At 63.6% G+C, this 26,218-nt stretch carries 15 protein-coding genes, 3 tRNA genes and 1 riboswitch; of the genes, 8 read left to right on the top strand and 10 right to left on the bottom strand.

Going from position 1 to position 26,218, the window contains the following annotated elements:
* Window positions 1-86 precede the first annotated feature (86 nt).
* Window positions 87-1,709 carry an ABC transporter substrate-binding protein gene (locus tag RI444_RS03760; protein ID WP_168529624.1) on the bottom strand — a complete coding sequence of 541 codons (1,623 nt, stop codon included), beginning with the start codon at window positions 1,707-1,709 and terminating at the stop codon, window positions 87-89.
* A 337-nt stretch (window positions 1,710-2,046) separates the two neighbouring features.
* Between RI444_RS03760 and RI444_RS03765 the strand changes: the two genes are divergently transcribed.
* Together RI444_RS03765 and RI444_RS03770 are read left to right on the top strand one after the other, a co-directional pair.
* A complete protein-coding gene (locus RI444_RS03765) occupies window positions 2,047-2,775 on the top strand; it encodes a FadR/GntR family transcriptional regulator (protein ID WP_069694680.1) in 729 nt (242 codons plus the stop codon).
* 302 nt (window positions 2,776-3,077) lie between these two features.
* Window positions 3,078-4,364 (top strand): DDE-type integrase/transposase/recombinase, encoded by a 1,287-nt coding sequence (locus tag RI444_RS03770; protein ID WP_062095146.1) that lies wholly within the window; start codon window positions 3,078-3,080, stop codon window positions 4,362-4,364.
* A gap of 174 nt (window positions 4,365-4,538) precedes the next feature.
* Here the strand turns inward: RI444_RS03770 and RI444_RS03775 are convergent.
* Window positions 4,539-4,612 (bottom strand) — tRNA-Arg (locus RI444_RS03775).
* A gap of 284 nt (window positions 4,613-4,896) precedes the next feature.
* Between RI444_RS03775 and RI444_RS03780 the strand changes: the two genes are divergently transcribed.
* Entirely contained in the window at window positions 4,897-6,723 is a 1,827-nt protein-coding gene (locus tag RI444_RS03780; RefSeq protein ID WP_062095252.1) for a phosphoenolpyruvate carboxykinase (GTP), read from the top strand.
* Window positions 6,724-6,861: 138 nt separating this feature from the next.
* Here RI444_RS03780 and RI444_RS03785 read toward each other — a convergent pair whose 3' ends face one another.
* The 4 genes from RI444_RS03785 to RI444_RS03800 all read right to left on the bottom strand — a co-directional run bounded on the left by RI444_RS03785 (window position 6,862) and on the right by RI444_RS03800 (window position 10,550).
* The gene (locus RI444_RS03785) at window positions 6,862-8,019 is read right to left on the bottom strand and encodes a globin domain-containing protein (protein ID WP_207605106.1); all 1,158 of its coding nucleotides are present in this window, start codon (window positions 8,017-8,019) and stop codon (window positions 6,862-6,864) included.
* A gap of 137 nt (window positions 8,020-8,156) precedes the next feature.
* Window positions 8,157-8,651 (bottom strand): RrF2 family transcriptional regulator, encoded by a 495-nt coding sequence (locus RI444_RS03790; RefSeq protein WP_021474536.1) that lies wholly within the window; start codon window positions 8,649-8,651, stop codon window positions 8,157-8,159.
* Between the two features lie 24 nt (window positions 8,652-8,675).
* Window positions 8,676-9,119: a hypothetical protein gene (locus tag RI444_RS03795; protein WP_021474535.1), complete on the bottom strand. Its 444-nt coding sequence runs from the start codon at window positions 9,117-9,119 to the stop codon at window positions 8,676-8,678.
* A 12-nt stretch (window positions 9,120-9,131) separates the two neighbouring features.
* Window positions 9,132-10,550: a phosphomannomutase/phosphoglucomutase gene (locus RI444_RS03800; RefSeq protein ID WP_207605105.1), complete on the bottom strand. Its 1,419-nt coding sequence runs from the start codon at window positions 10,548-10,550 to the stop codon at window positions 9,132-9,134.
* Window positions 10,551-10,674: 124 nt separating this feature from the next.
* On the opposite strand from RI444_RS03800, the gene RI444_RS03805 reads away from it, so the two are divergent.
* Window positions 10,675-12,840 (top strand): RecQ family ATP-dependent DNA helicase, encoded by a 2,166-nt coding sequence (locus RI444_RS03805; protein ID WP_207605104.1) that lies wholly within the window; start codon window positions 10,675-10,677, stop codon window positions 12,838-12,840.
* Window positions 12,841-12,997: 157 nt separating this feature from the next.
* Window positions 12,998-14,437, top strand: coding sequence for an MFS transporter (locus RI444_RS03810; RefSeq protein ID WP_031217322.1), 1,440 nt, complete (start codon window positions 12,998-13,000; stop codon window positions 14,435-14,437).
* Between the two features lie 79 nt (window positions 14,438-14,516).
* Here RI444_RS03810 and RI444_RS03815 read toward each other — a convergent pair.
* Together RI444_RS03815 and RI444_RS03820 are read right to left on the bottom strand one after the other, a co-directional pair.
* Window positions 14,517-14,605: transfer RNA gene (locus tag RI444_RS03815), tRNA-Ser, on the bottom strand.
* A gap of 77 nt (window positions 14,606-14,682) precedes the next feature.
* Complete coding sequence (locus RI444_RS03820) at window positions 14,683-16,872, bottom strand: prolyl oligopeptidase family serine peptidase (protein WP_207605103.1); 2,190 nt, start codon at window positions 16,870-16,872, stop codon at window positions 14,683-14,685.
* A gap of 60 nt (window positions 16,873-16,932) precedes the next feature.
* Here RI444_RS03820 and RI444_RS03825 point away from each other — a divergent pair, with 60 nt between their 5' ends.
* Together RI444_RS03825 and cycA are read left to right on the top strand one after the other, a co-directional pair.
* Window positions 16,933-18,870, top strand: coding sequence for an FAD/NAD(P)-binding protein (locus RI444_RS03825; RefSeq protein ID WP_031217320.1), 1,938 nt, complete (start codon window positions 16,933-16,935; stop codon window positions 18,868-18,870).
* A gap of 96 nt (window positions 18,871-18,966) precedes the next feature.
* A riboswitch (glycine riboswitch) is annotated at window positions 18,967-19,066 on the top strand.
* 154 nt (window positions 19,067-19,220) lie between these two features.
* Window positions 19,221-20,687 carry a D-serine/D-alanine/glycine transporter gene (gene cycA, locus RI444_RS03830; RefSeq protein ID WP_021474670.1) on the top strand — a complete coding sequence of 489 codons (1,467 nt, stop codon included), beginning with the start codon at window positions 19,221-19,223 and terminating at the stop codon, window positions 20,685-20,687.
* Window positions 20,688-20,757: 70 nt separating this feature from the next.
* Here the strand turns inward: cycA and RI444_RS03835 are convergent, their stop codons facing one another.
* Window positions 20,758-24,744: an ExeM/NucH family extracellular endonuclease gene (locus RI444_RS03835; protein ID WP_207605102.1), complete on the bottom strand. Its 3,987-nt coding sequence runs from the start codon at window positions 24,742-24,744 to the stop codon at window positions 20,758-20,760.
* Between the two features lie 304 nt (window positions 24,745-25,048).
* A tRNA-Ser gene (locus tag RI444_RS03840) sits at window positions 25,049-25,136 on the bottom strand.
* A 98-nt stretch (window positions 25,137-25,234) separates the two neighbouring features.
* Between RI444_RS03840 and RI444_RS03845 the strand changes: the two genes are divergently transcribed.
* Window positions 25,235-26,218 (top strand): NAD(P)H-quinone oxidoreductase, encoded by a 984-nt coding sequence (locus RI444_RS03845; protein WP_021474668.1) that lies wholly within the window; start codon window positions 25,235-25,237, stop codon window positions 26,216-26,218.

The following is a 26,218-nucleotide window of genomic DNA, read 5'->3' on the forward strand; positions in this document are numbered from 1 at the left end:
AGGTACAGCAGGGTTGCGGGCCCTGCCTTGCGGCCCGGGAGGGGAACCCGGGACGCAAGGCGGGCCCCGCAACGGTGGGGGACCGACTAAGCGGTACGTCCGACGTCGATGAAGGACACGCCGGTGGTGGGCAGGGGCCGGAAGCCGCTGAGCTTGTTCTCGTCCCAAGCGCTGGGCAGCTGGCGGTGGAAGATCGGGTACAGCGGGACTTCTTCGGAGACGAGGTCCACGATTTCGCCGACCGTCTTCTTGGCGGCATCGCCGGAGGCCTGCGAGCCCTTGTCCATGAGTTCCTGGAGCTTGGTGCGCTCGGGCGTGGTCCAGAAGGCGCGCTTTTCCATCCAGGTGCTGCCCGAGTAGAACCAGCTCAGGAGGAGGTCCGCGTCGTTGCCGAACACTGACGGGTCACCCGGGGCGGCAACCACGGTGTAGTCGCCCTTGCCCACGCGGTCGGTGTACAAAGCACCGGACTGGAGGTTCTTGACGGTGACCTTGACACCCGGGAGCTTGTTCCAGGATTCGAGGATCAGCGGAGCGACGTCCTTGACCCACGCGGTGTCGGTGGTGAGGAGTTCGAATTCGAGGTTGGTGACGCCGGCTTCCTTGAGCAGGTCCTCAGCCTTCTTGGCGTCGTAGCCGTAGACGTTCTTGGCCTTGACGTAATCCGGGTGGCCTTCCTGGAAGTAGGAGCTGGCGGCCTTGGCGTTGCCGAACAGGGCCTTCTTGATGATTGCTTCCTTGTCCATGCCGTAGTGCAGGGCCTGGCGGACCAACTTGTTGTTGAACGGTGCCTTGGCACAGTTGAACATGAGGAACAGAAGGCCGAAGGACTGCACCGACTCGACCTTGACCTTGGACTTGAGGCCGTCCACATCGAGGTAGGGGACATCCTCGATCGCCTGGACGCGTCCCGACTGGACTGCCGTGACGCGGGCCGCGGCGTCGGAGAGGAGCAGCCAGGTCATGCCCTTGGCGAGGGCGGGCTTCGGGCCGTTGTAGTCGGCGAAGGCTTCAAAGACGATCTTGTCGTCCTTCACGGCGGAAACGAGCTTGTAGGGGCCGGAGCCCACCGGCTTGGCGTCGAATGCCTTGAGGTCAGTGGCGAGTGCCTTGGGAACGATCTTGACCACGGAGATACGCGGTCCGAAGCCCGGGAAGGCGTACTTGAGGGTGAACTCGACCGTCTTCCCGTCCAAGGGCTTGACGTCCTGGATGAACGGGATGAACTGGGAGAACAGCGACTTGTTGGCCGGGTCCATGACGCGGGTGAAGGAGAAAGCGACGTCTTCGGTGGTGACCGGAGAGCCGTCGTGGAACTTGGCACCCTCGCGGATGGTCACCTGGTAAGTGGTGTCGTTGACCTTCGTGGGGTCCGCTGCGGCGAGGGCGTTGTATGGCTCGCGCGTTGCCGGGTGCAGTTCGATGAGGCCTTCGAAGATGTGCAGGTTGGCTGCCATGGGCGTTGCACCGGAGGAGCTCAACGGGTCGAAGCCCGTGGAGAGCGCGTAGGAGATGCCCGCCTCAATGGTGAGGTCCTTGTTGACCGCAGCGGTGTTGGTCGCATTGCTGCTCGTGGTGCTGGCAGCGCCGCCGCACGCAGAAAGGGTCGCGGTGAAAGCAGCAGCGGCACCGACGGCTCCACTCAGCTTCAGGAAGTTCCTGCGGCTGGCGTCGTTGACCAGCGGCAGGCTATTGATCGTCTTGCTCATAGGGGCCTCACAATTCACTTATCGTGGGTTATCGGATGTAGGACGTCCGATGCTCATAGTGAAACTGTAAGGGTGGTCACAACGAACGTCAAGTGAGAATCAGGTCACGCCGGGGTGTTCCGGAAGGCCTTCGGGGCGACTGTTCGAGGGCCCGGGAGCGGGACTTCCAGGGAAATTCCGCGGCATACTTATCAGGGAGGTGGGACATCCGATATTGTATGCTGCAATCATCAATCTGCAGTGGGCGCTAAGCTCGCTCCAATATTAACACCCGCACTTGCCGGCGGCGGAGGCGTCGAGCCTGCGCAGCGGTAACTGCTTTGGCAAGGAGAGCGCCATGACAACTTCCGGTGTAGTACCGCAGGCGCGGTTCAGTGCACAGGCGCGGCTGCGGGCTTTGCAGTCGGACATTATGGAACTGATCCTCGAGCGCGAACTCGAGGCCGGCGACCCCCTGCCCACGGAGAGTGAACTGTCCGTAGCCCTCGGAGTAGGACGCAACACGCTCAGGGAGTCCCTGAAGGTGCTCCAGGCCCTGGGTGTGATCGAGATCCGCCATGGCTTCGGCATGTTCGTCGCTCCGAGCAACTTCGATGCCCTGGCGGACGGGCTGACCTTCCGCGGCCGCCTCTCCCTGCGGCATCAGGGATTCGAAGCCCTGCAACTGGTAGACGTACGGCAAGCCCTGGAATCCGGCCTGATCGCATCTTCCATTGACGTCATGACGCCCGCGCAGCTGGCCTCCATTGAGGAAGCGGTCAAGCAGATGGAGGAGTTGGCGGCTTCGGGCGAGAACTTCGTCGCCGCCGACGCCGAGTTCCATCGCCGCCTGTTCGAGCCCCTCAACAACGAGCTCCTCATCAACCTCATGGGCGTGTTTTGGAAGGTCTACCGCAAGATCCACGTGGAGATAGGCGCCGGCAACGAGGACCTGGTCAAGACCGCCGCCACGCACCGCGATATCTACACCGCCGTGGCAGCCGGGGACAAGCCCCTCGCAGCCGAACTGCTCAACCGCCACTTCGACGGTATCCGCCGCCGCATCAGCGAGGCCGTGGGCGAGTAACGCGCCGAACCCAAGGGCCGCCGTCGTACTTCTGTTCAAGTACGACGGCGGCCCTTGCCGTTTCCGCTCAACGCACTTTCCCTGCCCCGCCACCACCCGCAGCCGCAAACTCCCTGCCCCACCGCTCAACTCCCTACTTCCCCAACTCCCTATTTCCCCAACTAGGTCGCATTAGCGCGCGTTTAGAGCCGTCTAAACGCGTGTGGAGTCTCATGACTTAATAGACAGTTCTGTCTCATGACTTCGTAGACACTCTGTCTCAGGACATCGTGGACACTTAGCTTGCGGGTTTGCTGCTCTGCATGAGCAAACCCCAACCGGACATCAAGATCCGGCATGCTGTGGCAACGTGGTCCGAGGATTCGCCCAGAGGCGCGGTTACTGCGTTCTGCAGGAAGCACAATGTCTCCCGGGCCTGGTTCTACCGGGTCCGGGCGGCGGCTGCCGAGGTGGGGCCGGTGAAGGCATTGGAGAAAAAGCCCACGATTCCAAGAACCATGCCGGCCCTGACCCCACAGGCGATGATCGAGTTGCTGCTCGGTACCCGGGCGGAACTGCAGGAGAGCGGGCAGGACCACGGTCCGCTTTCTGTCATCGCGAAGCTCTCACGACAAGGCTTCACACCGCCCTCGCGTGCCACCGTGGCCAGGATCTTTTCCCGGGCCGGTGTCGTGATGCCCGAACCGCGGAAGAAGCCTCGAAGCGCCTACAAAAGGTTCGTCTATCCGCAACCCAACGCGTGCTGGCAAATCGACTCGACCGAATGGCAGCTCGCCAGCGGCAAGAAGGTAGCCATCTTCCAACTCATCGATGATCATTCGCGTTTGGCGCTGGCGTCCCTGGTCGCACCCGGCGAAACCAGCGCCGCCGCAATCGCCGTCGTTACCCAGGCCATCGAACGCCACGGAGCACCGCAGAAGTTCCTTTCCGACAACGGCTCGGCACTGAATCCCACCCGCCGCGGCCGCACCGGGGCCCTCGTGGAGTTCCTCAAAGCCAAAGGCATCGAACCGATAACGGGCAAACCCTACAAACCCACCACCCAAGGCAAGAACGAACGCTTCCACCAAACCCTGCACCGATACCTGCACAGGCAACTCCCGGCCCCTTCAATGGCTGCCCTGCAACTGCAGGTCGACGCTTTCGATCTCTACTACAACAACGAACGCGAACATCAAGGCCTACCCGCGGGAACGACGCCCTATGAGGCCTGGAACGCCACCCCGAAAACGCCCCCGCCAACCGTTCCTGAGCAAGTCACGCCCGCAACGGACAGGCAAAGCGCGCACCGAACAGTGAACCGGAACGGGTCCGTGACGATCCTAGGAACCCACTTCAAAATGGGCAAAGAACACACCGGCACCACCGTGCACATCATCTACGACGACACCACCATCATGTTCTTCGGAGCACAAGGCACCGAGATCATCACTCACCCCAGACCTCCGCACGGAACCACCTACGTCGGCAACGGAAAACCCTCAGGAGTCGTCGCAGACCCACAAGGCACCCGCAAGAAACGAACAAAGTACCCGCCCCGCAGAGGCCGACAAACAAAGTCCCAAGACGAAGTGTCCACACAGTCGTGAGACAACAACCGTCCACGAAGTCATGAGACATGAAGTGTCTACAAGGTCATGAGACATGACAAGCCGTCTAAACGCGCACAGCTGCGACTTAGTTGGGAGGGGTGGGAGGGGAGTGGGGGCGGGACGGGGAAAACAAAAGACCCGCACCGGCGAACCGGTGCGGGTCTTTATCTGTGCGCCCAAAGGGATTCGAACCCCTGACCTTCTGTTCCGTAGACAGACGCTCTATCCAGCTGAGCTATGGGCGCATTCTTGGTGATTCTCGGCGGTCTGTTTCTCTGACCCCCTCGAACCTCAATAAACTTTACAGAAGTTCATGTGAAGTTCCAAATCGACAGACTGTAATCTGCCTAACTAGACCGGTCTAGGTGACCTTTGTCACTTAAATCAGCCATTCAGAAACTGGATTCCTTGATTTTCCGCGGTTTTCATTTGCGCGGCCCCCATTTGTCCGATGTCTGACAACGGATTGGTCTGGTCCGCGCCCCCTATCGTTTAGGACACACCACCGAACCCGACGAAGGGAACCGCAATGGGCGATCTGGCGCGACTGCCGCTGCTTGAGAAGGCACCTACTACGCATGCACGCCTGCTGGCCTGGGTCGAAGAAGTAGCTGAACTGACTCAGCCGGACCGCATCCACTGGGTTGACGGTAGCGAAGCAGAAAACAAGAAGCTGACAGACGAGCTGGTTGAGGCCGGCACGCTGAAGCGGCTCAACCCGGAGACGTTCCCGAACTCCTTTGCAGCTTTTTCCGATCCCGCTGACGTTGCCCGTGTAGAGGAGCAGACCTTTATCTGCTCCGAGAACGAGCGCGACGCAGGCTTCACCAACAACTGGATGGCCCCGGCCGAGATGAAGCAGAAGCTGCGCGGACTTTTCGCCGGCTCCATGCGCGGCCGCACCATGTACGTCATTCCCTTCGTCATGGGCCACCTGGATGCTGAAGACCCCAAGTTCGGCGTTGAGATCACCGACTCCGCCTACGTGGTTGCTTCCATGCGCATCATGGCCCGCATCGGCACCGACGTTCTGGAACGCATCACCCGGACCGACGCGTTCTTCGTACCGGCGTTGCACTCCCTCGGCGCACCGCTGGAACCCGGCCAGGCCGACGTCGCATGGCCGTGCAACCCGGAAAAGTGGATCGTCCACTTCCCCGAAGAGCGCTCCATCTGGTCCTTCGGTTCCGGCTACGGCGGAAACGCCCTGCTGGGCAAGAAGTGCTACGCGCTGCGCATCGCGTCGGTCATGGCCCGCGACGAAGGCTGGCTGGCCGAGCACATGCTCATCCTCAAGCTGACCTCTCCCGAGCAGAAGACCTACTACGTCTCCGCGGCCTTCCCCTCCGCCTGCGGCAAGACCAACCTCGCCCTGCTGGACCCCACCATCAAGGGTTGGAAAGTTGAGACCCTGGGCGATGACATCACGTGGATGCGCTTCGGCAAGGAAGGCGAGCTCCGCGCGGTCAACCCGGAAGCCGGTCTTTTCGGCGTTGCGCCGGGCACCGGTTGGGGTACCAACCCCAACGCCATGCGTGCCATTGCCAAGGGCAACAGCATCTTCACCAACGTCGCACTGACCGACGACGGTGGAGTTTGGTGGGAAGGCATGACCGAGGAGACCCCGGCACACCTGACCGACTGGCAGGGCAACTCCTGGACTCCGGACTCGGAGGCCCCGGCCGCGCACCCGAACTCCCGCTTCTGCACCCCGATCGACCAGATCGACATGCTTGCCGAAGAGTACTTCAGCCCCGAGGGCGTGGAACTCTCCGCCATCCTGTTCGGTGGCCGCCGCAAGACCACCATCCCGTTGGTCACCGAGGCCCGCGACTGGTCAAACGGCATCTTCATGGGCGCCACCCTCTCGTCGGAGACCACCGCTGCAGCGGCCGGTGCCGTGGGCGTAGTCCGTCGCGATCCGATGGCGATGCTTCCGTTCATCGGCTACGACGCTGGCGATTATCTGAACCACTGGGTGAACCTGTCAGCGAAGGCCAATCCCGAGCGCTTGCCCAAGATCTTCCTGGTCAACTGGTTCCGCCGCACGGCTGACGGCGGTTTCGCCTGGCCTGGCTTCGGGGACAACGCACGCGTGCTCAAGTGGGCCATCGAGCGGCTCGAAGGCAAGGCCGACGCCGTGGAGACCCCCATCGGCTTCGTGCCGACCGGTGAATCCATCGACCTCGAGGGCCTGGACATGACCCCGGCAGAGGTGGAGGCAGCCGTCCGTGTGGATGCCGACGAATGGACCACCGAGCTGGCCTCCATTGAAGAGTGGTTCGCCAACTTCGGCGAATCGCTCCCGGCGGCGCTGAAGTCCGAGCTGGACGGCCTGAAGAGCCGCCTGGCCTAGACCTCGGGAAGCAGGAACCTCCGGAGGTAGGAACCTCCGGAGGTGCAGAACCTCTTAGGGACAATGGCGTCCCTGAGTGAACGACGACGGCCTGTCACCTTTTGTACGAAAGGTGACAGGCCGCCGTCGTTCCTTGCCTTAGTTGGCGAGCCAGACGTCCGGACCGAAGACCTCGTAGTGGATCCGCGTTGCCGGGATGCCCGCTTCGATGGCCTCGTCGCGGATCTTCTTCATGAAGGGCAGCGGGCCGCACAGGTAGAGCGAGGCATCTGCCGGAAGATCGACTTCGCGAAGCGACATGAAACCTTCCTTGGCGCCGGCCTGCGGAGTCTCAAGCCACAGCTGCAGGTCGGCATCGATCCTGGCGGCGTCGGCGGTCATCTGGCCGCTGAGCGCCCAGCTGTCCATGGAACGTTCGGCGTGCAGCACCACTACATCGCGGTCAGTGCCGGTATCTGCCAGGGAGCGCAGGATGGAAGCGGTGGGCGTGCAGCCGATGCCGGCCGAAGCGAGAACCACCGGGCCTGCCTCGTTCTTGAGCGTGATTTCGCCATAGGGGTTGGAGATCTCCAGGATGTCCCCGGGCTCGACGGCGGTGTGCAGGGCGGTGGAGACCTCACCGCCGTCGTTGAGCTTGGTGGTGAAGATCCGGCTGGTGCCGGCGTCGCCGGACAGTGAGTACTGGCGCACCTGGCGGAGGCCGTCAGGAAGGGTGACCTTGACGCTGACGTACTGTCCTGGCTTGGCTTCCGTGATGGGGGTTTCATCCGCCGGTTCCAGCGTGAAGGTCATGGCATCCTTGCCTGCTGCTTCCTTGCTGACGACGCGCCACGGCATCCACATGCGGGTGTTGGCCTGCGCTGCGTAGAGGTCCTTCTCCAACTTGATCAGGGCGTCCGCCATGAGCCAGTACACCTCGGTCCATGCTTCTGCGATCTCCGGGGTGATGACATCGGCCAGGTCGGCGGCAATGGCTGCGAAGAGGTGCTCGTAAACCACGCCGTACTGCTCCTCGACGATGCCCAACGAAGCGTGCTTGTGCGCAATGCGGGAGAGGACCTTTTCCGGCAGCGTGCCGGGGTTGTTCACCAAGTGCGTGGCGAAAGCGGCAATGCTCCCGGCCAAGGCCTTCTGCTGCTCGCCGGAACGCTGGTTCGATCGGCTGAAAAGACCATCCAGGAGTTCGGGGTGTGCTGTGAACAAGCGGTTGTAGAAATCGGCGGTGATTTCGCCAATCCTCGATCCGACCAGCGGAAGGGTGGCTTCAATGACGGGGCGGGACTTTTCCGAGAGCATGGTTCTCCTGGGGTTGGGGTCCGTGCACCTGCGCCGGACCGGATCAATACATGTATTTCAAATACCTGTATTTAGATCAATTTCTACTCCCCGTAGAAAAGAAGTGCAAATCGAGGGGGTTCGTTACGCCGGAGGTCTCACGCCGTGGTGACGGCGGGCTGGGAAGCGGGTGACGGATCCGTGCCAAACTGGGGACGCAAGCCGATGGTAGCGAAGACCGGATTCATCTGGCGGGCGTGGGGCAGGGACGCGATCACCACGGTGTCGAGTTCCTTGTAGAAAGCTTCCCTGGCCCGCTTCATGGCATGGCGCAAACCGCACTCGGTCAGCAGCGGGCAGTCGCCGTTGGGGGATTGGCACTCCGCCGGGTCTTGCCTGCTGTCCAGGTGGCGGAGGAGCTGCCCCACGGTTGCTTTACGACCGGCAGCGTTGAGCCGGGAGCCGCCAAGCCTGCCACGTTCGACGTCGATCAGGCCGAGTTCGCGGAGCCGGACCATTGCTTTGCTCACGTGGTTGTACGGGGTGCCGACGGCATTCGCCACAGCCTGAGTGGTCAGCAAAGTCCCCTCGGGCGCAGCTGCCAACACCATGATGGCGCGGAGGCTTACATCTGCGAACGCGTTGATCTTCATCGCTTCACCTAAGGTAGTGCGGGTCTAGTCCACCCAGACTGACGGCTCGTGGGTGTCCGGCTCCATGGGCTCAAAGGTGAACCCATCGTCTGTTACATGATAGGGAACTATCGCGGCAAGTACGGTGCCGTCCCTGTGTTCGGCCGCGCCGGTGATTCCATCGCAACCATGTTCCGGCAGGCTGGCATCGTAGGCAACGGCTACCGCGCGGTAGTCGTTTCGCCCCTGCTTGAGGAGCTCCTGCACGTCGGCAAGCATCTGCTCAGCATCGAGGTGACCGTCTTCGTCCGGCTCATTCGGGGTTACCAGGACGATCCTGAGTTCACCGTCATTGGACAAGGTGATTCCGAAGGGGAGGAAGCCGCCGTTCTGCAGGAGGTGTTCCTGGGCCGTGCCAATGGCTGTGCCCAAGGTGTCCCTGAGTTCCTGCTCCGCCGCATTCCCCGCTGCTTGAGGTTCGTGGCTCATATGATGGCTCCCCTATGCCCTGACGATGGCCAGGACGCGGTCGCGGATTTTCTCCATGGTGGGCTGGTCCTTCGCTTCGGCGTTCAGACGAAGGAAGGGCTCGGTGTTGGACGGGCGCAGGTTGAACCACCAGCTGCCGTCCTTGGCGGTAAATGTGCTGCCGTCCATGTTGTCGATCTCGACGTCCTCGGACTCGAAATCGACCCGAACGCGCTCTACCGCTGCGGCTTTGTCCTCGATCTCGGAGTTGATTTCACCGGAGGAAACGTAGGGCTCGTACTGGCGGCCCAGCTCTGAGAGAGGACCGTCCTGCTCGCCCAACGCGGCAAGCACGTGCATGGCAGCCAGCATGCCGGTGTCCGCATTCCAGAAATCCCGGAAGTAGAAGTGGGCGGAGTGCTCCCCGCCGAACACGGCACTTTCCTGAGCCATCACGGCCTTGATGAAGGAATGGCCCACCCGGGTGCGGACAGCACGGCCGCCGTCAAGAGCGACGAGTTCCGGCACGGCCTTGGACGTGAGCAAGTTGTGGATGATCACCGGAGTCTCTTCCCCGGCGGCCTTTGCCCGGGCGATTTCACGGCGGGCCACCATGCCGGTGATCGCCGAAGGAGACACCGGGTCACCCTTCTCGTCAACAACGAAGCACCGGTCAGCATCGCCGTCGAAAGCCAAACCGATGTCCGCACCGTGCTTGACCACGGCGGCCTGCAGATCACGCAGGTTCTCCGGCTCCAACGGGTTGGCCGGGTGGTTCGGGAACGATCCATCAAGCTCGAAGTACAGCGGAATAATCTCAAAAGGCAGGCCCGGGAGGATTTTGTCACCCAGGACCGCAGGGGTGGTCAACCCCGCCATGCCGTTGCCGGCGTCGACAACAACCTTCAACGGCCGGGAACCGGAAAGGTCCACGAGCTTGCGGAGGTACTCGGAGTAGTCCTTCAGGACATCCCGCACACCGATCTGGCCACGCGTGGCGGCGGCCGGGATGCTGCCCTGGTTCAGGTATTCCTCGGCCAGGGCCTGGATCTCCTTCAAACCGCTCTCCGAAGAGATGGGCTGGGCTCCGGCCTTGGACATCTTGATGCCGTTGTACTCGGCCGGGTTGTGGCTGGCAGTGAACGTCGCGCCGGCTGCATTAAGCGCGCCGCAGGCGTAGTACAGCTCGTCCGTGGAAATAAGGTCCAGCAACTGCACGTTGGCGCCGCGGGTGGCAGCGCCCTTGGCGAACGCCTGGCTGAACTCGGGCGAGGAAGGCCGCATGTCCCCGCCCACCAGAACGGTCTCACCCTCCAACCCAAGGACGTCGATAAATGCAGCACCCACGGCTTCTACGATCTCGGCCGTGATTGATTCCCCCACGATGCCCCGGACGTCATACGCCTTGAAAGAGGCCGAGAGGTCAAAGGTCTTAGTCTGCTCGCTAGTCACGCGCTCAATCCTACTGTGAGGGTGCAAATGGGCATGAACCGCCTCCCGGCTATGTGGAGAACGGTTGTCCACATAGCCCTTCCTGCCCGTTTTCGCTGTCAGGCCCTGCTGCAATACTGGGGACATGGCCAACATCCCGCAAAATGTCGCTCTTCCTGTGCAGTCGCCTACACGCCAGCAGGCGCTTGAATGCCTCAGGGAGCTCGTCGGGAATCCCCAAGCCGAGTTCCATGACGGACAATTCGAGGCCATCGAAGCGCTGGTGGACGCTGGACGCAGGGCCCTGGTGGTGCAGCGTACCGGGTGGGGGAAGTCCGCCGTCTATTTCGTGTCGTCCCTGTTGCTGCGCAGGCGCGGGGCGGGGCCAACCTTGATTGTTTCCCCTTTGCTGGCGCTCATGCGGGACCAGGTGGCTGCTGCGGCCCGGGCAGGTGTACGGGCCGTAGCCATCAACTCGGCAAATGCATTGGAGTGGGATACGGTCCTGGCCCAGCTGGCGGCGGACGAGGTCGATGTCCTGCTGGTGTCCCCGGAACGCCTGACCAATCCCTCCTTCCGGGAGAACCAGCTTCCCGAGTTGATCCGGCGGACGGGTCTGCTGGTGGTTGATGAAGCGCACTGTATTTCGGACTGGGGCCACGATTTCCGGCCGGACTACCGCCGCATCGCGGACCTGATCACGCAATTGCCGGAAACCGTCCCCGTGCTGGCCACCACGGCCACGGCGAACTCGCGTGTTGTCCATGACATCGAGGAGCAGCTCGGGGAAGGGGTACTGACCATCCGCGGCCCCTTGGGCAGGGAATCCCTGCGGTTGGGAGTGCTTAACCTCCCTGACTCCCGGGACCGCCTTGGCTGGTTGCTCACGCATCTGAACGATCTGCCCGGCAGCGGGATTATCTACACCCTGACCGTTTCCGCCGCCGAGGACACCGCCCGCCTGCTTGCCGAGGCGGGGCACAACGTCCTGGCTTACACAGGACGCACCGATCCCGCGGACAGGGAGCGCGCGGAGCAATTATTGAAGGACAACCAGGTCAAAGCGCTGGTAGCGACGTCAGCCTTGGGCATGGGGTTCGACAAACCCGATCTCGGCTTCGTCATCCACCTGGGCGCGCCGTCGTCGCCTGTCGCGTACTACCAGCAGGTGGGCCGTGCCGGACGTGGCGCTGCGAATGCCGACGTCCTGCTGCTTCCCGGCTCCGAAGACCGCGAGATCTGGCAATACTTGGCCACCGCTTCGATGCCTTCGGCCGAGAAAGCGCAGGCCGTCCTGAACGTCCTGGATGAAGCTGGTTCCGCCCTTTCCACGGTGGCCTTGGAAGCGAGGGTGGACCTGCGCCGGACGCCCCTGGAGCTGCTGCTCAAGGTGCTCGCCGTGGATGGAGCGGTGGAACGGGTTGGAGGTGGCTGGAAGGCAACCGGGCAACCCTGGGCCTACGATGCTGAACGCTACTCCCGCATTGCCGAGGCACGCGTGGACGAGCAGGAATCGATGATCGTCTACGAGGACACCTCGGGGTGCCGCATGGAGTACATCACCTCAGTCCTCGACGATGAAACCGCGGCACCTTGCGGCCGTTGTGACAACTGTGCCGGGCAGTGGTTCCCGAAGGACATTGCCGAGGCAGCCGCTGACGCTGCGGGGCAAACGCTTCGCCGGGCGGGAATTGTGGTGGAGCCGAGGCTGCAGTGGCCGTCCGGAATGGACCGGCTGGGTGTGGCGGTGAAGGGCAAGATCAAGCCGGACCAGTCCGTGGCGGAAGGGCGTGTCCTGGCCCGCCTGACCGACCTGGGCTGGGGCGGAGCGCTGCGTGAACTCTTTGCCGCCGGCGCTCCGGACCGCCAAGTGGACCCTGCCATGCTCCAAGCCTGCGTTCAGGTGCTGCGGGAGTGGTCCGGTGCCGAGGGCGGGACGGCGTGGAGTGGAGCGGGCCGTCCGGTGGCCGTTGTGAGTGTTCCTTCCAGGAGCAAACCACAGCTGGTGGACTCGCTGGCCCGGGGAATCGCCGGCATAGGCCGCATGCCGTACTTGGGTGCCCTGCAACCTCAACATGGCGGACCCGTTGGAGCCCGGGGTGGCAACAGCGCTTACCGCCTTGCGGGAGTATGGGAACGGTTTGCGGTGGGTGAAGAACTTGGCCAGGCGTTGGTGGGCGCGCAAGGACGGCCTGTGCTCCTGGTGGACGATCTCATCGACAGTCGGTGGACCATGACGGTGGCCGGCCGGTGCCTCCGGGAAGCAGGTGCGGGGGCGGTCCTTCCCCTGGCGTTGGCCCAGGCTGGATAGCGGCCGCCGCCCCTTGCTGCGGACAGGACCGCTGCAGGACCCGTGTCATGCCCGGCCAGGTTGTGTCATGTTGTGATCGCTCCCACATCCCGTCTATAGGATCGATGAAACACACCCGCTTCCCAGCGCGGGATACCGTTTGATCCGGACCGGAGCCATGAGCACAGAATCGAACCGCACCGACGTCGCAGCCCCAAGTGAGAGCATGTGGCAGCCAAAGCTCGCGTTGCTGGTGGCGGCCACCTTCTTCATGGAGTTCCTGGACGGAACCGTCCTGACCACCGCGATCCCGAGCATCGCCTCCGATTTCCGCGTGCCCGCAGCAGATGTCAACATCACCATGACCGCCTACCTGGTGACTGTGGCCATGGGGATACCGTTGAGCAGCTGGCTGGCGGAACGAATGGGCGCCCGGAGGGTGTTTTGCTTCGCCATTGCAGTATTCACGATCGCGTCCCTGCTGTGCGCGGTGAGCCAGGACCTGACGATGCTCACGCTCAGCAGGGTGGCCCAAGGTGCGGGCGGGGCCATGATGGTTCCGGTCGGGACGCTGGTGGTCCTCCGGGGAACGCCGAAGTCCGAGCTTCTCCGTGCCACCGCTTACCTCGTGTGGCCGGGCCTTCTTGCACCGGTGTTGGCCCCGATGGTCGGCGGAGCGCTGACGACGTTCCTCTCCTGGCACTGGATCTTCCTCATCAACCTCCCGTTGGGCCTGGCCGCATTCATCGCCGCGCTGCGCTTGGTTCCCCGGACCGCCGTCGGGGATAAACGCAGGCTTGACTGGCTGGGACTGTTGCTGACGACGCTTGGCGTGGGTGCCCTGGTGGTAGGCCTTGAAACATTGGGCGGCCACACACCGGGGCTGGTGGCTGCGGTAGTGGTTGGAGGCGGCGTCCTTTCCTTGGCCGGAGCGGTCTGGTGGATGACCAGGGCAAAAGTCCCGCTGTTCAACCTTGGGGTCTTCGGAACGAGGACTTTCCGTGCCACGTCCACGGGCGGCTTCATCTACCGGCTCACCATCAGCTCGGTTCCCTTCCTGCTGCCGTTGATGTTCCAGGATGGATTCGGTTGGGATCCCCTGAAGGCCGGTGTCATGGTGGCGGCGGTCTTTGTGGGCAACATCGGCATCAAACCGGCTACCACCCCCATCATCCGGCGGTTCGGGTTCAAGCCCGTACTGGTCTTTGCCTCTTTCGCCTCGGCGGTGACGTTTGTTCTGTGCGCCTTCCTGTCGGCCGAGACTCCCGAGCCGGTAATTTTCGGCCTGCTGCTGCTCAGCGGCGCTTTCCGGTCCATCGGCTTCTCCGCGTACGCCTCGGTGCAGTACGCGGATATCGTCCCTGAGCAACTGCCGTCGGCCAATGCCATCTCTGCCACGCTGGTGCAGCTGGCGGCCGGTGCCGGAATTGCCGTGGGAGCACTGTTCCTCCGGTTGTTCGAAACCGCCGGGTTCCTGGGTGGGGAGAACACCGCTTACAAAGGGGCCTTCCTGGCCATGGCAGTACTGATGCTCGTGAGTACCGTGGACAGCCTGATGCTTCACCGGGATGCCGGCGCGGAGGTCAGTGCAGGCGGTCGTGGCCGCCAACCCCGCTAACGCCGCTAACGCTCGAAGGGGGTCCTGCAACCCCGGGTTAAACGCAAAAGGTCCCGGTTCGAAAACCGGGACCACTTCGCGGAGACGGGGGGATTTGAACCCCCGGTCGAGTTTAACCCCGACCCTTCATTAGCAGTGAAGTCCATTCGGCCGCTCTGGCACGTCTCCAATTGCTATTGCTAGCCCACCAAGGATACGCAGAACGTGCGGCACAGTGCAAAACAGCCGTCAACCAAGCCTGGGCCTTACTCGCCCCCGGCCAACGCCCGCCAGAGGAAGTGGTTGCTCCTGGCCTGCAGCGCGGCGGCTTGCCTGTTGTCCGAAGCTCCGGCGTGCCCGCCCTCCAAGGCTTCGTGGAACCAGACGTTGGGGATGCCCATGGCCTGCATCCGGGCGGCCATCTTCCGGGCCTGGACGGGACCCACGCGGTCGTCCGAGGTCGCAGTCCAGATGAACGTTTCCGGGTATTCCACTCCGTCACGGAGCAAGTGGTACGGGGAGAACGTGCGGATGAATTCCCACTGCCCGGGCACATCGGGATCTCCGTATTCGGCAATCCAGGAGTATCCGGCGGACAGCTTCGTGTATCGGCGCATGTCCAGCAGCGGCACCCCGCAGGAGATCGCCCCGAACAGTTCGGGGTACTGCGTGAGCATGTTGCCCACCAGCAGCCCGCCGTTGGAGCCGCCCACGCACCCCAGGCGTTTCCGGTTGGTGACTCCCCGCGAGATGAGGTCCTGCGCAACCGCTGCGAAGTCCTCGTAAGCGCGGTGCCTGTTTTCCCGGAGGGCTGCGTGGTGCCAGGACGGTCCGTATTCGCCTCCGCCGCGGATGTTGGCCACCACGTACACCCCGCCGCGGACGTGGGCGTCCTCCCCGGTGGTGCGGCGTTCAAGCCATGCCCGGCCGATCGTTCCGCTGTAGGCAGGGGTGCGGGAGACCTCGAACCCGCCGTAGCCGGAGAGCTGCGTGGGGTTCTGACCGTCCAGGACCAGGTCTTTGGAAGCGACCTGGAAGTAAGGGATGCGGGTGCCGTCGGCCGAAACAGCGAAGTGCTGTTGGACCTCGTACCCGGCTTCGTTGAAGAACGACGGCGAGCGCTTCACCTCTTCGTGGTGGCTCCCGGCAGGTCCGAGTGAGCCGCGCGTGAGGGTCGTGGGAGTAGTGAAACCTGTGGCCACCAACCAGTAGTCGTTTCCGGCGCCGGATTCGTCCTCGTCGTCCACTGCATAGGCGTTGACGTCATGGAGCGGGGGACAGGCGTCCAGGGTGCTCCAGGCCCAGGAACCGGAGTCGTCCGGCTTTGAGGGGTCCAGCACCCGGATCTCGGAGGAGACGTCCCGCAGCAGGTTCAGCAGCAGGTAGTCCCTGGTCCAGCTCCAGGACTGCAGGGACGTGTGGTCGTCGGGCGTGAACAGCACCACCACGTCGCGTGTGCCGGCCAGCCACTCTTCAAGGCCTGCCGCGAGGAGGGAGCCGGCAGGGTATTGGACGCCGGCAACGGACCAGTCGTGCCGTGGACGGAACATCAGCCATTCGCGGTGCGCGCTGATGTTGACGTCCGTCGGGACGTCGATGTCCATCCAGGCGCCGTCACGGAGCAGCGACGTCCGCTGGTTGTAGAAGTCGATGTAGTCCACGGCGAAAGTGCGCTCAAAGCCTGGCGTGGAGTCGTGGGCGACCATGGCCAGCATGTGGTCTTCGGGGATCTCGAAGATCTGTTCCGCTGATGCCAGGGATTCGCCGCGGCGCAGCTTCACCGCGGTTCGGGCGTAGGAGGAGGATGTTGCGGGTAGTCCGTCGGCGGTGCTGGAGACCAGGAGAGTGTCTGCATCGAGCCAGCTGACATGGCCCTTCGCGGTGGGTAGGTCAAAGCCACCATCGGCCGGGTCCACGAACGTCCTGGTGGCGAGGTCGAATTCGCGGTACCGGTTGGCGTCGCCGCCGTCGGGGGAGAGGGAAACCATGGCGAGCCGGTAGTCGGAACCGTCGGACGGGCGAAGGAAGCCGGCCCCGTGGAACACCCACTCGATACCTTCGGAGGCTGCCAAGGCGTCCACATCCAGCAGCACGTCCCAGTCCGGTGCGTCGGAGAGGTAGCTCTCCCACGTGGTGCGGCGCCAGAGGCCCTTGGGGTGTTCCCGGTCCTTCCAGAAGTTGTAGTAGAAGTCCCCCCGCTTGTTCACCATGGCGATGCGGTCGGTGGAGTCCAGGACCTCCAGGATGCCCGCTTCCACCGCCGCGTATCCGGCGTCTTCCAGGAGTTCTTCGGTTCGGGCGTTTTGTTCACGGACCCATGCCAGCTGTTCTTCGCCGTGGATGTCCTCCAACCAGACAAACTCATCCGTTGGCTCGGGTGCGACGTCGGCGTGGCGGGGCCCTGGCTGCTCGCGTTCTTCGGGCAAGGGCGATTGATCAGCTGCTGTGGTGGTCATCGCCCCATCCAAGCAACACAGGTAAAAGGGAAGCAAGTCATGCAGAAGTTAAGCTTGAGCGTGGCTACTTCCCAAACCAACCGTGTTGCCCTTGTCGGGGCTGGTCCCAGGGGTACCAGCGTCCTTGAGCGGTTGCTCGCGAACCGGGCGGCGGCAGGGAACGGCGGAAGCACGCTCCACATCCACGTCATTGACCCCTATCCGGCCGGTTCGGGGCACGTTTGGCAGCCCGGGCAGTCCCGGCTGTACCTGATGAACACGCAGTCGTTCTATCCCACCCTGATTCCCCAGGAACCGGAGCTTGCCCCGCCTCTGGCGGGCGGTTCGTTCGACGAATGGCGCGTGACCCGGCGTCGTGACGGCCAGGGACTCAGCGACGCCGAGAAGGCCGAGTTGTCCGCGCTGGCGTCCGACAACTTCCCGAGCCGCGCCCTGTACGGGCGTTACCTGCAGCAGACGCTGGCTGAGCTGCTCCAGCGGGTGCCCGACGGCGTGGACGTCACCTTCCATGAAACGTCGGCGGTGGCGGCCCGCCCGGCGGGCAAGGCGTTCGACGTCGAACTGGCCGACGGCGGTACCCTCACCGTCGATTCGGTGGTGCTCGCCCTTGGCCACATTGAAGCCCGCCTGAACCCCGAGCAACGCTCCTTCCAGGTGGCCGCCGAAGAACACGGACTGCTGTACTTCCCTCCGGCGCCTCCGGCCGACGTGGACTGGTCCATAGTGCCGGACAACGAACCCGTGCTGGTCCGGGGAATGGGCCTGAACTTCTTCGACGTCATGGGGCAGCTGACCGAGGGCCGCGGCGGCAAATTCGTGGACGCCGTCGCCCCGGGTACCGGCGCCCTGGAGTACCGTGCTTCCGGGCGCGAACCGAAAATCATCGCAGCGTCCAGGCGAGGCACCCCGTACCGGGCCAAAGCCGGGCTGTCCGGCTACTACGCCACGAGCATCACCCTCCGCTACCTGACGGAAGCCGCCGTCGACCGCTTCCGGGCTGCGGGGATCCAGCCCGGCTTCGACCATGATCTGTGGCCGCTCCTGCACCGGGACGCGTTGTGGGCGTACTACGCAACGTTGGCACGGTCCCAACCGGCCGCGATCCGGGACTCGGCCCAATTCCTGGCCGACCTGGAGGACGCGCTGCAGCCGCATGCGCACGCAACGGGCAACTGGGAAACCGAAGTGGGGGCGCTGGTCGAAAAACACGTGGTGGCTTCGCGCCGGCTGAACCTTCGGGCGCTCGCCGCCCCGTTGGCGGGCCGGACCTTCGCCTCCCGCCGCGAGTTGGACAAGGCCATCACCGATTACCTGGATGATGATGCCCTGCGTTCGGAGCTCGGCGAAGCCGATCCTGTGAAGATGGCGATCGGCGCACTCCATACGGGCCGCGCGATCCTTAAGACCGTGGTGGCGGACGGTGGAATCACGGATGAGTCGTGGGTGGCGGAGCTGCGCGGCTGGTTCGAATCCTTCGTCGAGGGACTGGCCAGCGGGCCTCCCGCACTTCGTTCGGAGCAGCTGGCCGCCTTGGCGCGTGCCGGCGTCGTGAGTTTCGTGGGGCCGGACCCGAAATTCAGCGTGGACCGAAACGCCAAGGTCTTCCGCGCCTTTTCGCCCTGGGTGCGGGATGCGCCCGTGCAGGCGAGGACCCTGATTGAAGCGATGTCGCCCGCCAACCGGGTGGGTATCAACGTCTCCCCGTTGCTGGAACAGCTCATGGAGGACGGCCTGGTGCGAACCAAGATCATGATGAGCGTCGAGGGGACGCCGGTGCAGACCACCGGCCTGGATGTGGAACCACATCCTTACCGGCCCGTGGCCGCGAACGGCTCGGTAACCGAGGGTTTGTACGTGCTGGGCCTTCAGCTGTCGGCAACCCAGTGGGGGACCGCCATCGCTGCCGAGGCGAAACCGGCAACGGGCCAGGCCTACACCAGCGGACAGCGGACGCTGCGCGACGCCGACGAGATCGCGCGGAGCATCCTGGGGCTTTAACCCCTTTTATGACGACCGTGGATGCCGGGCGTTTGCAGCGGGTGCCCGCCCTTCGCTAGTGTGTGATCTGCGTCACCGGCTGGTGATGCGCGCTAGTGATCCGCGGCGGGAGAGTCCTGCCGGTACATCCCGTCAGGCGCCGTAGGAGCAAACCCTCCCCAGGAATCTCTCAGGCACCCTGTACCGCCGCGGCGAGGCAACTCTGGAAAGAAGCACGGTTCCCACCGGGCTCACCGAAGGTGCAAGCGTTCCTGTCTGCAGGCACGCGGAAACTCTCAGGTCAATGACAGAGCGGGGAGGAACCCGAATCATCGTGGCATTCCGGTGCCGCCTGAACAATGGAGTTCCTCATGACGATTCAGCGCCCGCCAACAGACAACAACCATGAGCCCCACCTCGAACGGCAACTCAGCAACCGCCACATCCAACTGATCGCCATTGGCGGTGCCATCGGAACCGGCCTGTTCATGGGCTCCGGGAAAACCATCTCCGCCGCCGGGCCCTCCGTCATTTTCGTCTACATGATCATCGGCTTCATGCTGTTCTTCGTCATGCGGGCCATGGGCGAGTTGCTGTTGAGCAACCTGAACTACAAGTCCTTCAGCGACTTCGCCGCAGACCTTCTGGGTCCGTGGGCGGGATTCTTCACTGGATGGACGTATTGGTTCTGCTGGGTTATCACGGGCATCGCGGACGTCATTGCGATAGCCGGCTACTCGGAAGAGCTGTGGCCGGGCTTGCCCCTTTGGATTCCCGGACTCATCACGATCGGCATCCTCCTGCTCTTGAACCTGGCAACCGTGAAGGCCTTCGGCGAGACGGAATTCTGGTTCGCCCTCATCAAGATCGTGGCCATTGCGGCGCTCATCATCGTGGGCCTGTTCATGATCTTCAGTGGCTTCCAGTCCGATGCCGGCCCTGCCAGCTTCACCAACCTCTGGTCCCATGGAGGCTTCTTCCCCAACGAATTCATGGGGTTCGTGGCCGGTTTCCAGATCGCAGTCTTCGCGTTCGTGGGTATTGAACTGGTGGGAACCACCGCTGCCGAAGCGAAGGATCCGGAGAAAAACCTTCCCAAGGCCATCAACTCCATTCCCATCCGTGTGCTGCTCTTCTACGTAGGCGCCCTCATCATCCTGATGTCCGTTACTCCGTGGACGCAGTTCGCGGCCGGCCACAGCCCTTTCATCGCCATGTTCTCGCTTGCCGGGCTTGGGGCCGCAGCCACGATCGTCAACCTCGTGGTGTTGAGCTCGGCGATGTCCTCCGCGAACTCCGGGATCTACTCCACGTCCCGCATGGTTTACGGCTTGGCGCAGGAAGGCGACGCGCCCGCAGTCTTCAGTGCGCTCTCCGGACGCAAAGTACCCCGCAACGCGCTGTTCCTTTCCTGCGTGCTGCTGCTCTCCGGCGTCGTCCTCATGTACGCCGGCCAGGACGTTGGCAAGGCCTTCGACATGGTCACCACGGTGTCGGCCGTGTGCTTCGTGTTCGTCTGGTCGATCATCCTGGCGAGCTACCTCGCCTTCCGGAAGCGTCGTCCGCAACTGCACGATGGCTCCGCGTTCAAGATGCCCGGCGGTGTTGTGATGGTTTGGGTGGTCTTCGCGTTCTTCGGGTTCATCATGTGGGCATTGACCACGCAGCCGGACACCCTCATGGCGCTGCTTGTCACGCCGGTGTGGTTCGTGGCGTTGGGCATCGCGTGGGCCATCCTGCGCCGCCGGCCGGCCCACGTGGCCCGGTTTGAAGCTTTCCGCGCGAGCCTGCAAGAGGACGCTGAACGGCTTCCCGAGCCTGAACCCGCACGCAAGTAGGACACAAAAAGCCAGGCCCCGCGACCACACGGACGCGGGGCCTGGCCCCTTCACTGCCAACCCGGGTTTGTCAGCCCCTCAGGCACCTCTGATATTCCAACCAGGCGATGGCGTAGCGGAGCCAGCCCGCAATGTCGTACCACTTGGATGGTTTGGCCGGTGCCGTGCATTGCGGCGGATTCGGGACGCTCTCCGCCACCGTGACCAGGACCTTGACCGTGGTGCCGGTTTCGACGGCGGTGAGCACCAGCGTCGCGGTACCGGCTGCTGCTGTGGCGGGAACCGTGACGTTGACGTTCGCGGCACCGGAGGTCACCGGAACATCGCCCAACTCCACGGTGGTGCCTGCGGCGTCGACGAACGAGGCCTTGAGGGTCTTGTTCGCCGGGCTGCCGATGGACGTCAGGTCCAGCTTGGAAACGGCCAGGCTCAGGGCATCTCCGGCCGTGACGTCGCTGGCTGTTGTGTTGGCAACAGCTACGGAACGGCGCGCGAAGTCGGGCGATACCGGGTTGTGCGCCTGGAGGTACTTGATCCACGCATCCCGGTCCACCAGCCCGGTGTCCTTGGTGTTGCTGCCTTCCTGGAAGACGCGGAAGTTGTCACCGCCGGTGGCTAGGAAGCTGAAGGTACCGATCCTGTACTGCTTGGCCGGATCGATCGGCGTACCGTCCACCCAGATCCCGGTGACGCGCTCACCTGTCGGGCGGGCGGCGTCGTAGGTGTAGTTGACGTTCTTGGACAAGCCCAACTGCTGGTACGGGCGGCTCGGTACCGTTCCGTCGGGGTTGGTCTGCCACTGCTGTTCCAGGAGCGTCTTGAATTGTGCGCCAGTAAGGGACGTCGTCCAGAGATTGTTGACGAACGGCAGCACCGCGTTCGCCTCGGCATAGGTGATGGTTCCGTCCGGGGCGTAGTACAGCTCGTTGCGGAGCCCGCCGGGATTAACGACGCCGATCTCCGCTGCACCCAGTTCCGGCGCCTTGAGCGTGTCCACCAGTGAGTCCGCCACGAGGTTGCCCAACGTGGACTCGCTCGCGCGGTCGTCCCGCTTGGGGGCGCCGCCTTCGGGGTCCGGCGTGAACGCCGTGGTGATATCAGCGGTCACTACCCCTACCGGCTGGTTGCCGATCTCTTTGGCGTCAGCCAAGGCCTTGTCCACGATCGTTTTCACGGCTGCCACCCGGGGGTAGGCGGCAACGAGGCTTTCGGGAGTGTCGGTGGTGCGCTCCACGATCGATGCTTCGTAGGCGGTGACCGTCTTGGAAGCCACGTCCACGGTCAAGGTCACGGTTCCCACGTTCTCCCCGTAGTTGCCGGTCTGGATGATCGGCCGGGTCTTTCCGGTGGCTTGCCCGTCGGCGTCCCGCACCGGGGCGTCCCAGGCATATTCCTTGTGGGTGTGGCCGGTGAAGATTGCCGCGACGTCGGGCGTGGTTTGGTTCACGAGTTTCGCGAACGGTCCTCCGGCGGCAACTTCCTCCTCCAACGTGGCGCCGTCGGGCGTTCCGGACGCTGCGCCGTCGTGGTTTTCGACGATGATCAGGTCAGCGGCGCCCTCAGCCTTGATCTTCGCCGCAACCCGGTTGATGGCATCCACCGGATCACCGAACTCCAGGTCGGCGATGCCCGCCGGAGTCACCAGGGAAGGAACCTCCGGGGTGACGGTGCCGATCACTGCCACGCGCAGGCCGTTGAGTTCCAGCACCTTGTACTCGGGCAGGACGGGAGTGGTGGTGCCCTTTTGGTAGACGTTCGCGCCAAGGTAGGCGAACTTAGCGTTGGTGCCACCCGCGGCGACGCGGTCGCGCAGGTCCTCCCAGCCGCCGTCGAACTCATGGTTGCCAACCGCGGAGGCTTGCAGCTCGAGGGCGTTCAGGACGTCGATAGTGGGCTGGTCTTTCGCCACGGAGGAGGCAAAGAGTGATGCTCCGATGTTGTCCCCGGCCGAGATGAACGCCGTGGCGCCCGGTGCCGCGGCAGCACGCAACTTCTCCACCGTTCCGGCGAACAGTACGGTGTTGGAATCGATCCTGCCGTGGAAGTCGTTGATCCCCAGGAACTGAAGGTCTACGGTCTGCGGCGCACTTGGTGCCAGGTCAAGGCCGACCACCACGGGATCGTGGTCGCTGGCCCGGAACTCGTCCGACGCATAGTAGTTGGTCACATTGTTGTTATACCGGCTGTATTCCAGTGCCACGGACTCCACGGAGTTGATGTTCCATATGTCGCTTCCCGTGACTGTCGGGAGGGCGGCGGGAGAAGCCAGAACGTGGTCCAGCGAGCCGACCATTCCGCCGTACAAGTAGGAATGCTTGCCCGGCCCTGCTTCGAGGTTGGTGTAGCCCGCGCCGGTGAGGACGTTGAGGGGGTCCTCCTTGGCGTAGGCATTGAAATCGCCCATCAGGAAGACCTTGTCCGTGCCCATGGAAACCTGCTGGTCCTTGGCGAAAGCGAGCAGCGACTCGGCCTGGCGTGTCCGGGCAAGGTTCGATGCACCCTGGCCTTTGTCCGTGTCCTCCGGCGTGGCGGCGGATCCCTTGGACTTGAAGTGGTTGACGATTGCGATGAACTTGGTGTCATCTGCTGCGCCTGGGGGCTTGAAGGCCTGGGCCAAAGGCTTGCGGGCACTGGCAAAGGCATCGGTGTCGTTGTGGATCACGGAGCCACCCACCGGTTCGGCCGTGGCTTTCTTGTAAATGAAGGCCGTCCGGATCATGTCCTCATCGCTCAGCGGAGGAGCATTCGCCGGCGTGCGGACGTAGTCCCACACCCCGGGGGTCTTCGCGTTCAGGGCGTCCACCAGTGTTGCCAAAGCGGCATCGCGGTCCTTGCCGAACTGGGCCGAATTCTCGATCTCTTCCAGGGAGACAACGTCGGCCCCGGACTTGGTGATGGCGGCGACGATCTTGGCCTGCTGGCGTTGGAAGTTCTCCGCGTTGGCGGCGCCGCGGGCGTTGCAACCTTCCTTGACGGTGATGGGGTTGCCATCACGGTCGGTGTAGTACACGCAGCCGCTGAGTTGATCGCCCGTGGTGGGAAAGTAGTTCAGGACGTTGAAGGAGGCCAGCTTGAGGTTGCCGCCCACGTCGGCAGGGCCTTCAGGGCGTGCAACAGCGAAGGACGCGGGCTGCACCCCGTCCGCAGTGGCCGCAGTCAGGGGCGCGAGGGGCTGGAACTTCCAGGAGTTGTTGCCGTAGCCCAGGATAACGTCGGTCGTGAACGTGGCAGCCGAACCTACCCGGACGGGGTTTTCCGGAGTGAGGTAGGGCAGTTGTTGGGCTTTGGTGGTGGCGTCCTTAAGGAAGTTGGTGGACGCGCCGTCGTCGAGCTTGATGCCGCGCGCCGCGTTGTCAGCCACAACCGCCGAATACTCTGCCGAACCGTACGGGGCTACCGCCGTCGGCTGCACCAGGGGTGATGTGCCGGCCGCGAGGCCGATCTCGCCGTACTGGTTCAGAGCGTAGTTGTCCGTCACCACAAAGTCGCCTTGGGGTGCGATCAGCATGCCTTCGAGGCGCTCGCGTGCGGCGTCGTTGGCCGGGAGGGAAAGCGGTGTGGCCTTCACTTCCGGGGCGGGATCATTCAGTTTTGTGACACCCGCCGCTTGCACCGTGATCTGGGTCTGGTTCGCGAATTCGCTCACGACGCCGGTCAGTTCCAGGTAGTCGCCCGGCTGAACGGAACCCGCCGTCGTAGGGGAATAGACGAACAAAGCGTCCGACGCCGTCCTGGCCGCCCCGCTGCTGTCGCCTCCCGTCCCCGGACTTTGGACGTAGTAGCCGTTCAGGCCGCCGGTGGCGTAGGCCGCGGTCACCTTGCCGCGGGTGGTCACGGTGCTGCCGACGAGTGGGCTGGCGGGGCCGGTGCCTTGGATCTCGGCGATGGTCTTGGTGCCGGACTCCGGCTGCAGCAAATACGCCTCATTGACGACTACCGGCGAACCAGGAGCCGCGGGATCATCTGCTGCGAGGGCCGGCACAGCCGTCAGTGGGGCCGCTGCCAACCCCGCTGACAGGACAGTGCCCGCCAGGAATTTCCAGTGCTTACGTCGCATCCGCTCTTACTTTCGTGAGGGAGCCCAGCCGGGCTCGCTGAGGGCGTCCACGTTCCATGGCGCGGACGATGAACCGGAAGTTGCTCCGGGTAAAGCTGCCTCGGGTCTAGCTCAGCGCGAACGGATGAATGGGGCATTGCCTGCCGGTAAGCGGAAGGTTGCCCGATAGAACACTATGTGCGGCCTCTGACACTTTCAATGGCTATCCGGGGGCAGGTTCTCAGATAACCGGACGGCAGCGGCGGCAAAGAGGGCTGGAAAGCAGAAAGTGCCCCGGGTTCTGGAACCCGGGGCACTTGTTACGCGGAAGGTAAGGGATTTGAACCCTTGGTACGGGGTTACCGCACACTGGTTTTCAAGACCAGCTCCTTAGGCCGCTCGGACAACCTTCCCTGCCTAGTAGTGTTTCATAGGGAGTTGGCTGTACCAAAACATCACGTACTTTCAGGCCCCGGAGCCGGTTAGTGCAGCAAGAAAACGGGAGTTCGTCATGAAAGCCGTCTTTATTTCCGAACCAGGCGGACCCGAAGTCCTCGAAGTAAGGGAAGTACCGGCACCGGTGCCCGGCGAGGGCGAGGTGCTGATCGACGTCGTAGCCGCAGGCCTCAACCGCGCCGACGTCCAACAGCGCCGGGGCTTTTACCCGCCGCCGCCAGGGGCCTCGGAGATTCCCGGCCTTGAAGTGTCGGGCCGTATCGCCGGGTTCGGGCCTGGTGTCACCAAGGCCTTTACTTTGGGGGACAAGGTAGTCGCGCTGCTCTCCGGCGGCGGCTACGCCCAGCAGGTGGCGGTACCGGCCGAACAAGTGCTGCGTCTACCCGAGGGCGTGGACCTGGTGACGGCGGCGGGTCTTCCGGAAGTGGCGGCCACTGTTTACTCGAACCTCGTCATGACGGCACAGCTCCAGCAAGGCGAGACGGTCCTCATCCACGGCGCGACGGGCGGCATCGGCACCATGGCCATCCAACTGGCCAAAGCCTACGGCGCCAAGGTGGCCACCACTGCCGGCACTGATGAGAAAGTGGGCACCGCCAAAGCGTTCCTGGGTGCCGACATCGCCATCAACTACGCCGAAGAGGACTTCGTCGAAAGCCTCAAGGCACAAAACGGCGGCAAAGGCGCCGACGTGATCCTCGACGTCGTGGGCGCCAAGTACCTCCAGCAGAACATCGATGCACTGGCCGATTACGGCCGGCTGGTGATCATCGGGCTCCAGGGCGGCACCAAGGCCGAGATCAACCTGGGACAGCTCCTGAGCAAGAGGGCTGCCGTCATCGCTACGGCGCTGCGCCCCCGGCCGGTGGCGGAGAAGGGCATCATCATGTCCGCCGTTCGGGAGGTGGTGTGGCCCATGCTCGCCGACGGGCGAATCAAACCACTCGTGGCCAAGTCGTTCCCGCTGGAACAGGTGGGGGAGGCGCACAAGTACTTCGACTCCGGCGACCACGTAGGAAAAGTCCTGCTGCTGCTCTGA

Origin of the sequence: Paenarthrobacter sp. AT5 (assembly GCF_032764245.1) — a bacterium.
Taxonomy (GTDB): Bacteria; Actinomycetota; Actinomycetes; order Actinomycetales; family Micrococcaceae; genus Arthrobacter; species Arthrobacter ureafaciens.

Excerpts from the sequence above, each read along its gene's own strand:
- RI444_RS03780 (WP_062095252.1), top strand. The coding sequence starts at position 4,897 with ATGGGCGATCTGGCGCGACTGCCGCTGCTTGAGAAGGCACCTACTACG.
- RI444_RS03795 (WP_021474535.1), bottom strand. The coding sequence starts at position 9,119 with ATGAGCCACGAACCTCAAGCAGCGGGGAATGCGGCGGAGCAGGAACTC.
- RI444_RS03785 (WP_207605106.1), bottom strand. The coding sequence starts at position 8,019 with ATGCTCTCGGAAAAGTCCCGCCCCGTCATTGAAGCCACCCTTCCGCTG.
- RI444_RS03790 (WP_021474536.1), bottom strand. The coding sequence starts at position 8,651 with ATGAAGATCAACGCGTTCGCAGATGTAAGCCTCCGCGCCATCATGGTG.
- RI444_RS03810 (WP_031217322.1), top strand. The coding sequence starts at position 12,998 with ATGAGCACAGAATCGAACCGCACCGACGTCGCAGCCCCAAGTGAGAGC.
- RI444_RS03835 (WP_207605102.1), bottom strand. The coding sequence starts at position 24,744 with ATGCGACGTAAGCACTGGAAATTCCTGGCGGGCACTGTCCTGTCAGCG.
- RI444_RS03760 (WP_168529624.1), bottom strand. The coding sequence starts at position 1,709 with ATGAGCAAGACGATCAATAGCCTGCCGCTGGTCAACGACGCCAGCCGC.
- RI444_RS03805 (WP_207605104.1), top strand. The coding sequence starts at position 10,675 with ATGGCCAACATCCCGCAAAATGTCGCTCTTCCTGTGCAGTCGCCTACA.
- RI444_RS03770 (WP_062095146.1), top strand. The coding sequence starts at position 3,078 with ATGAGCAAACCCCAACCGGACATCAAGATCCGGCATGCTGTGGCAACG.
- cycA (WP_021474670.1), top strand. The coding sequence starts at position 19,221 with ATGACGATTCAGCGCCCGCCAACAGACAACAACCATGAGCCCCACCTC.
- RI444_RS03765 (WP_069694680.1), top strand. The coding sequence starts at position 2,047 with ATGACAACTTCCGGTGTAGTACCGCAGGCGCGGTTCAGTGCACAGGCG.
- RI444_RS03820 (WP_207605103.1), bottom strand. The coding sequence starts at position 16,872 with ATGACCACCACAGCAGCTGATCAATCGCCCTTGCCCGAAGAACGCGAG.
- RI444_RS03845 (WP_021474668.1), top strand. The coding sequence starts at position 25,235 with ATGAAAGCCGTCTTTATTTCCGAACCAGGCGGACCCGAAGTCCTCGAA.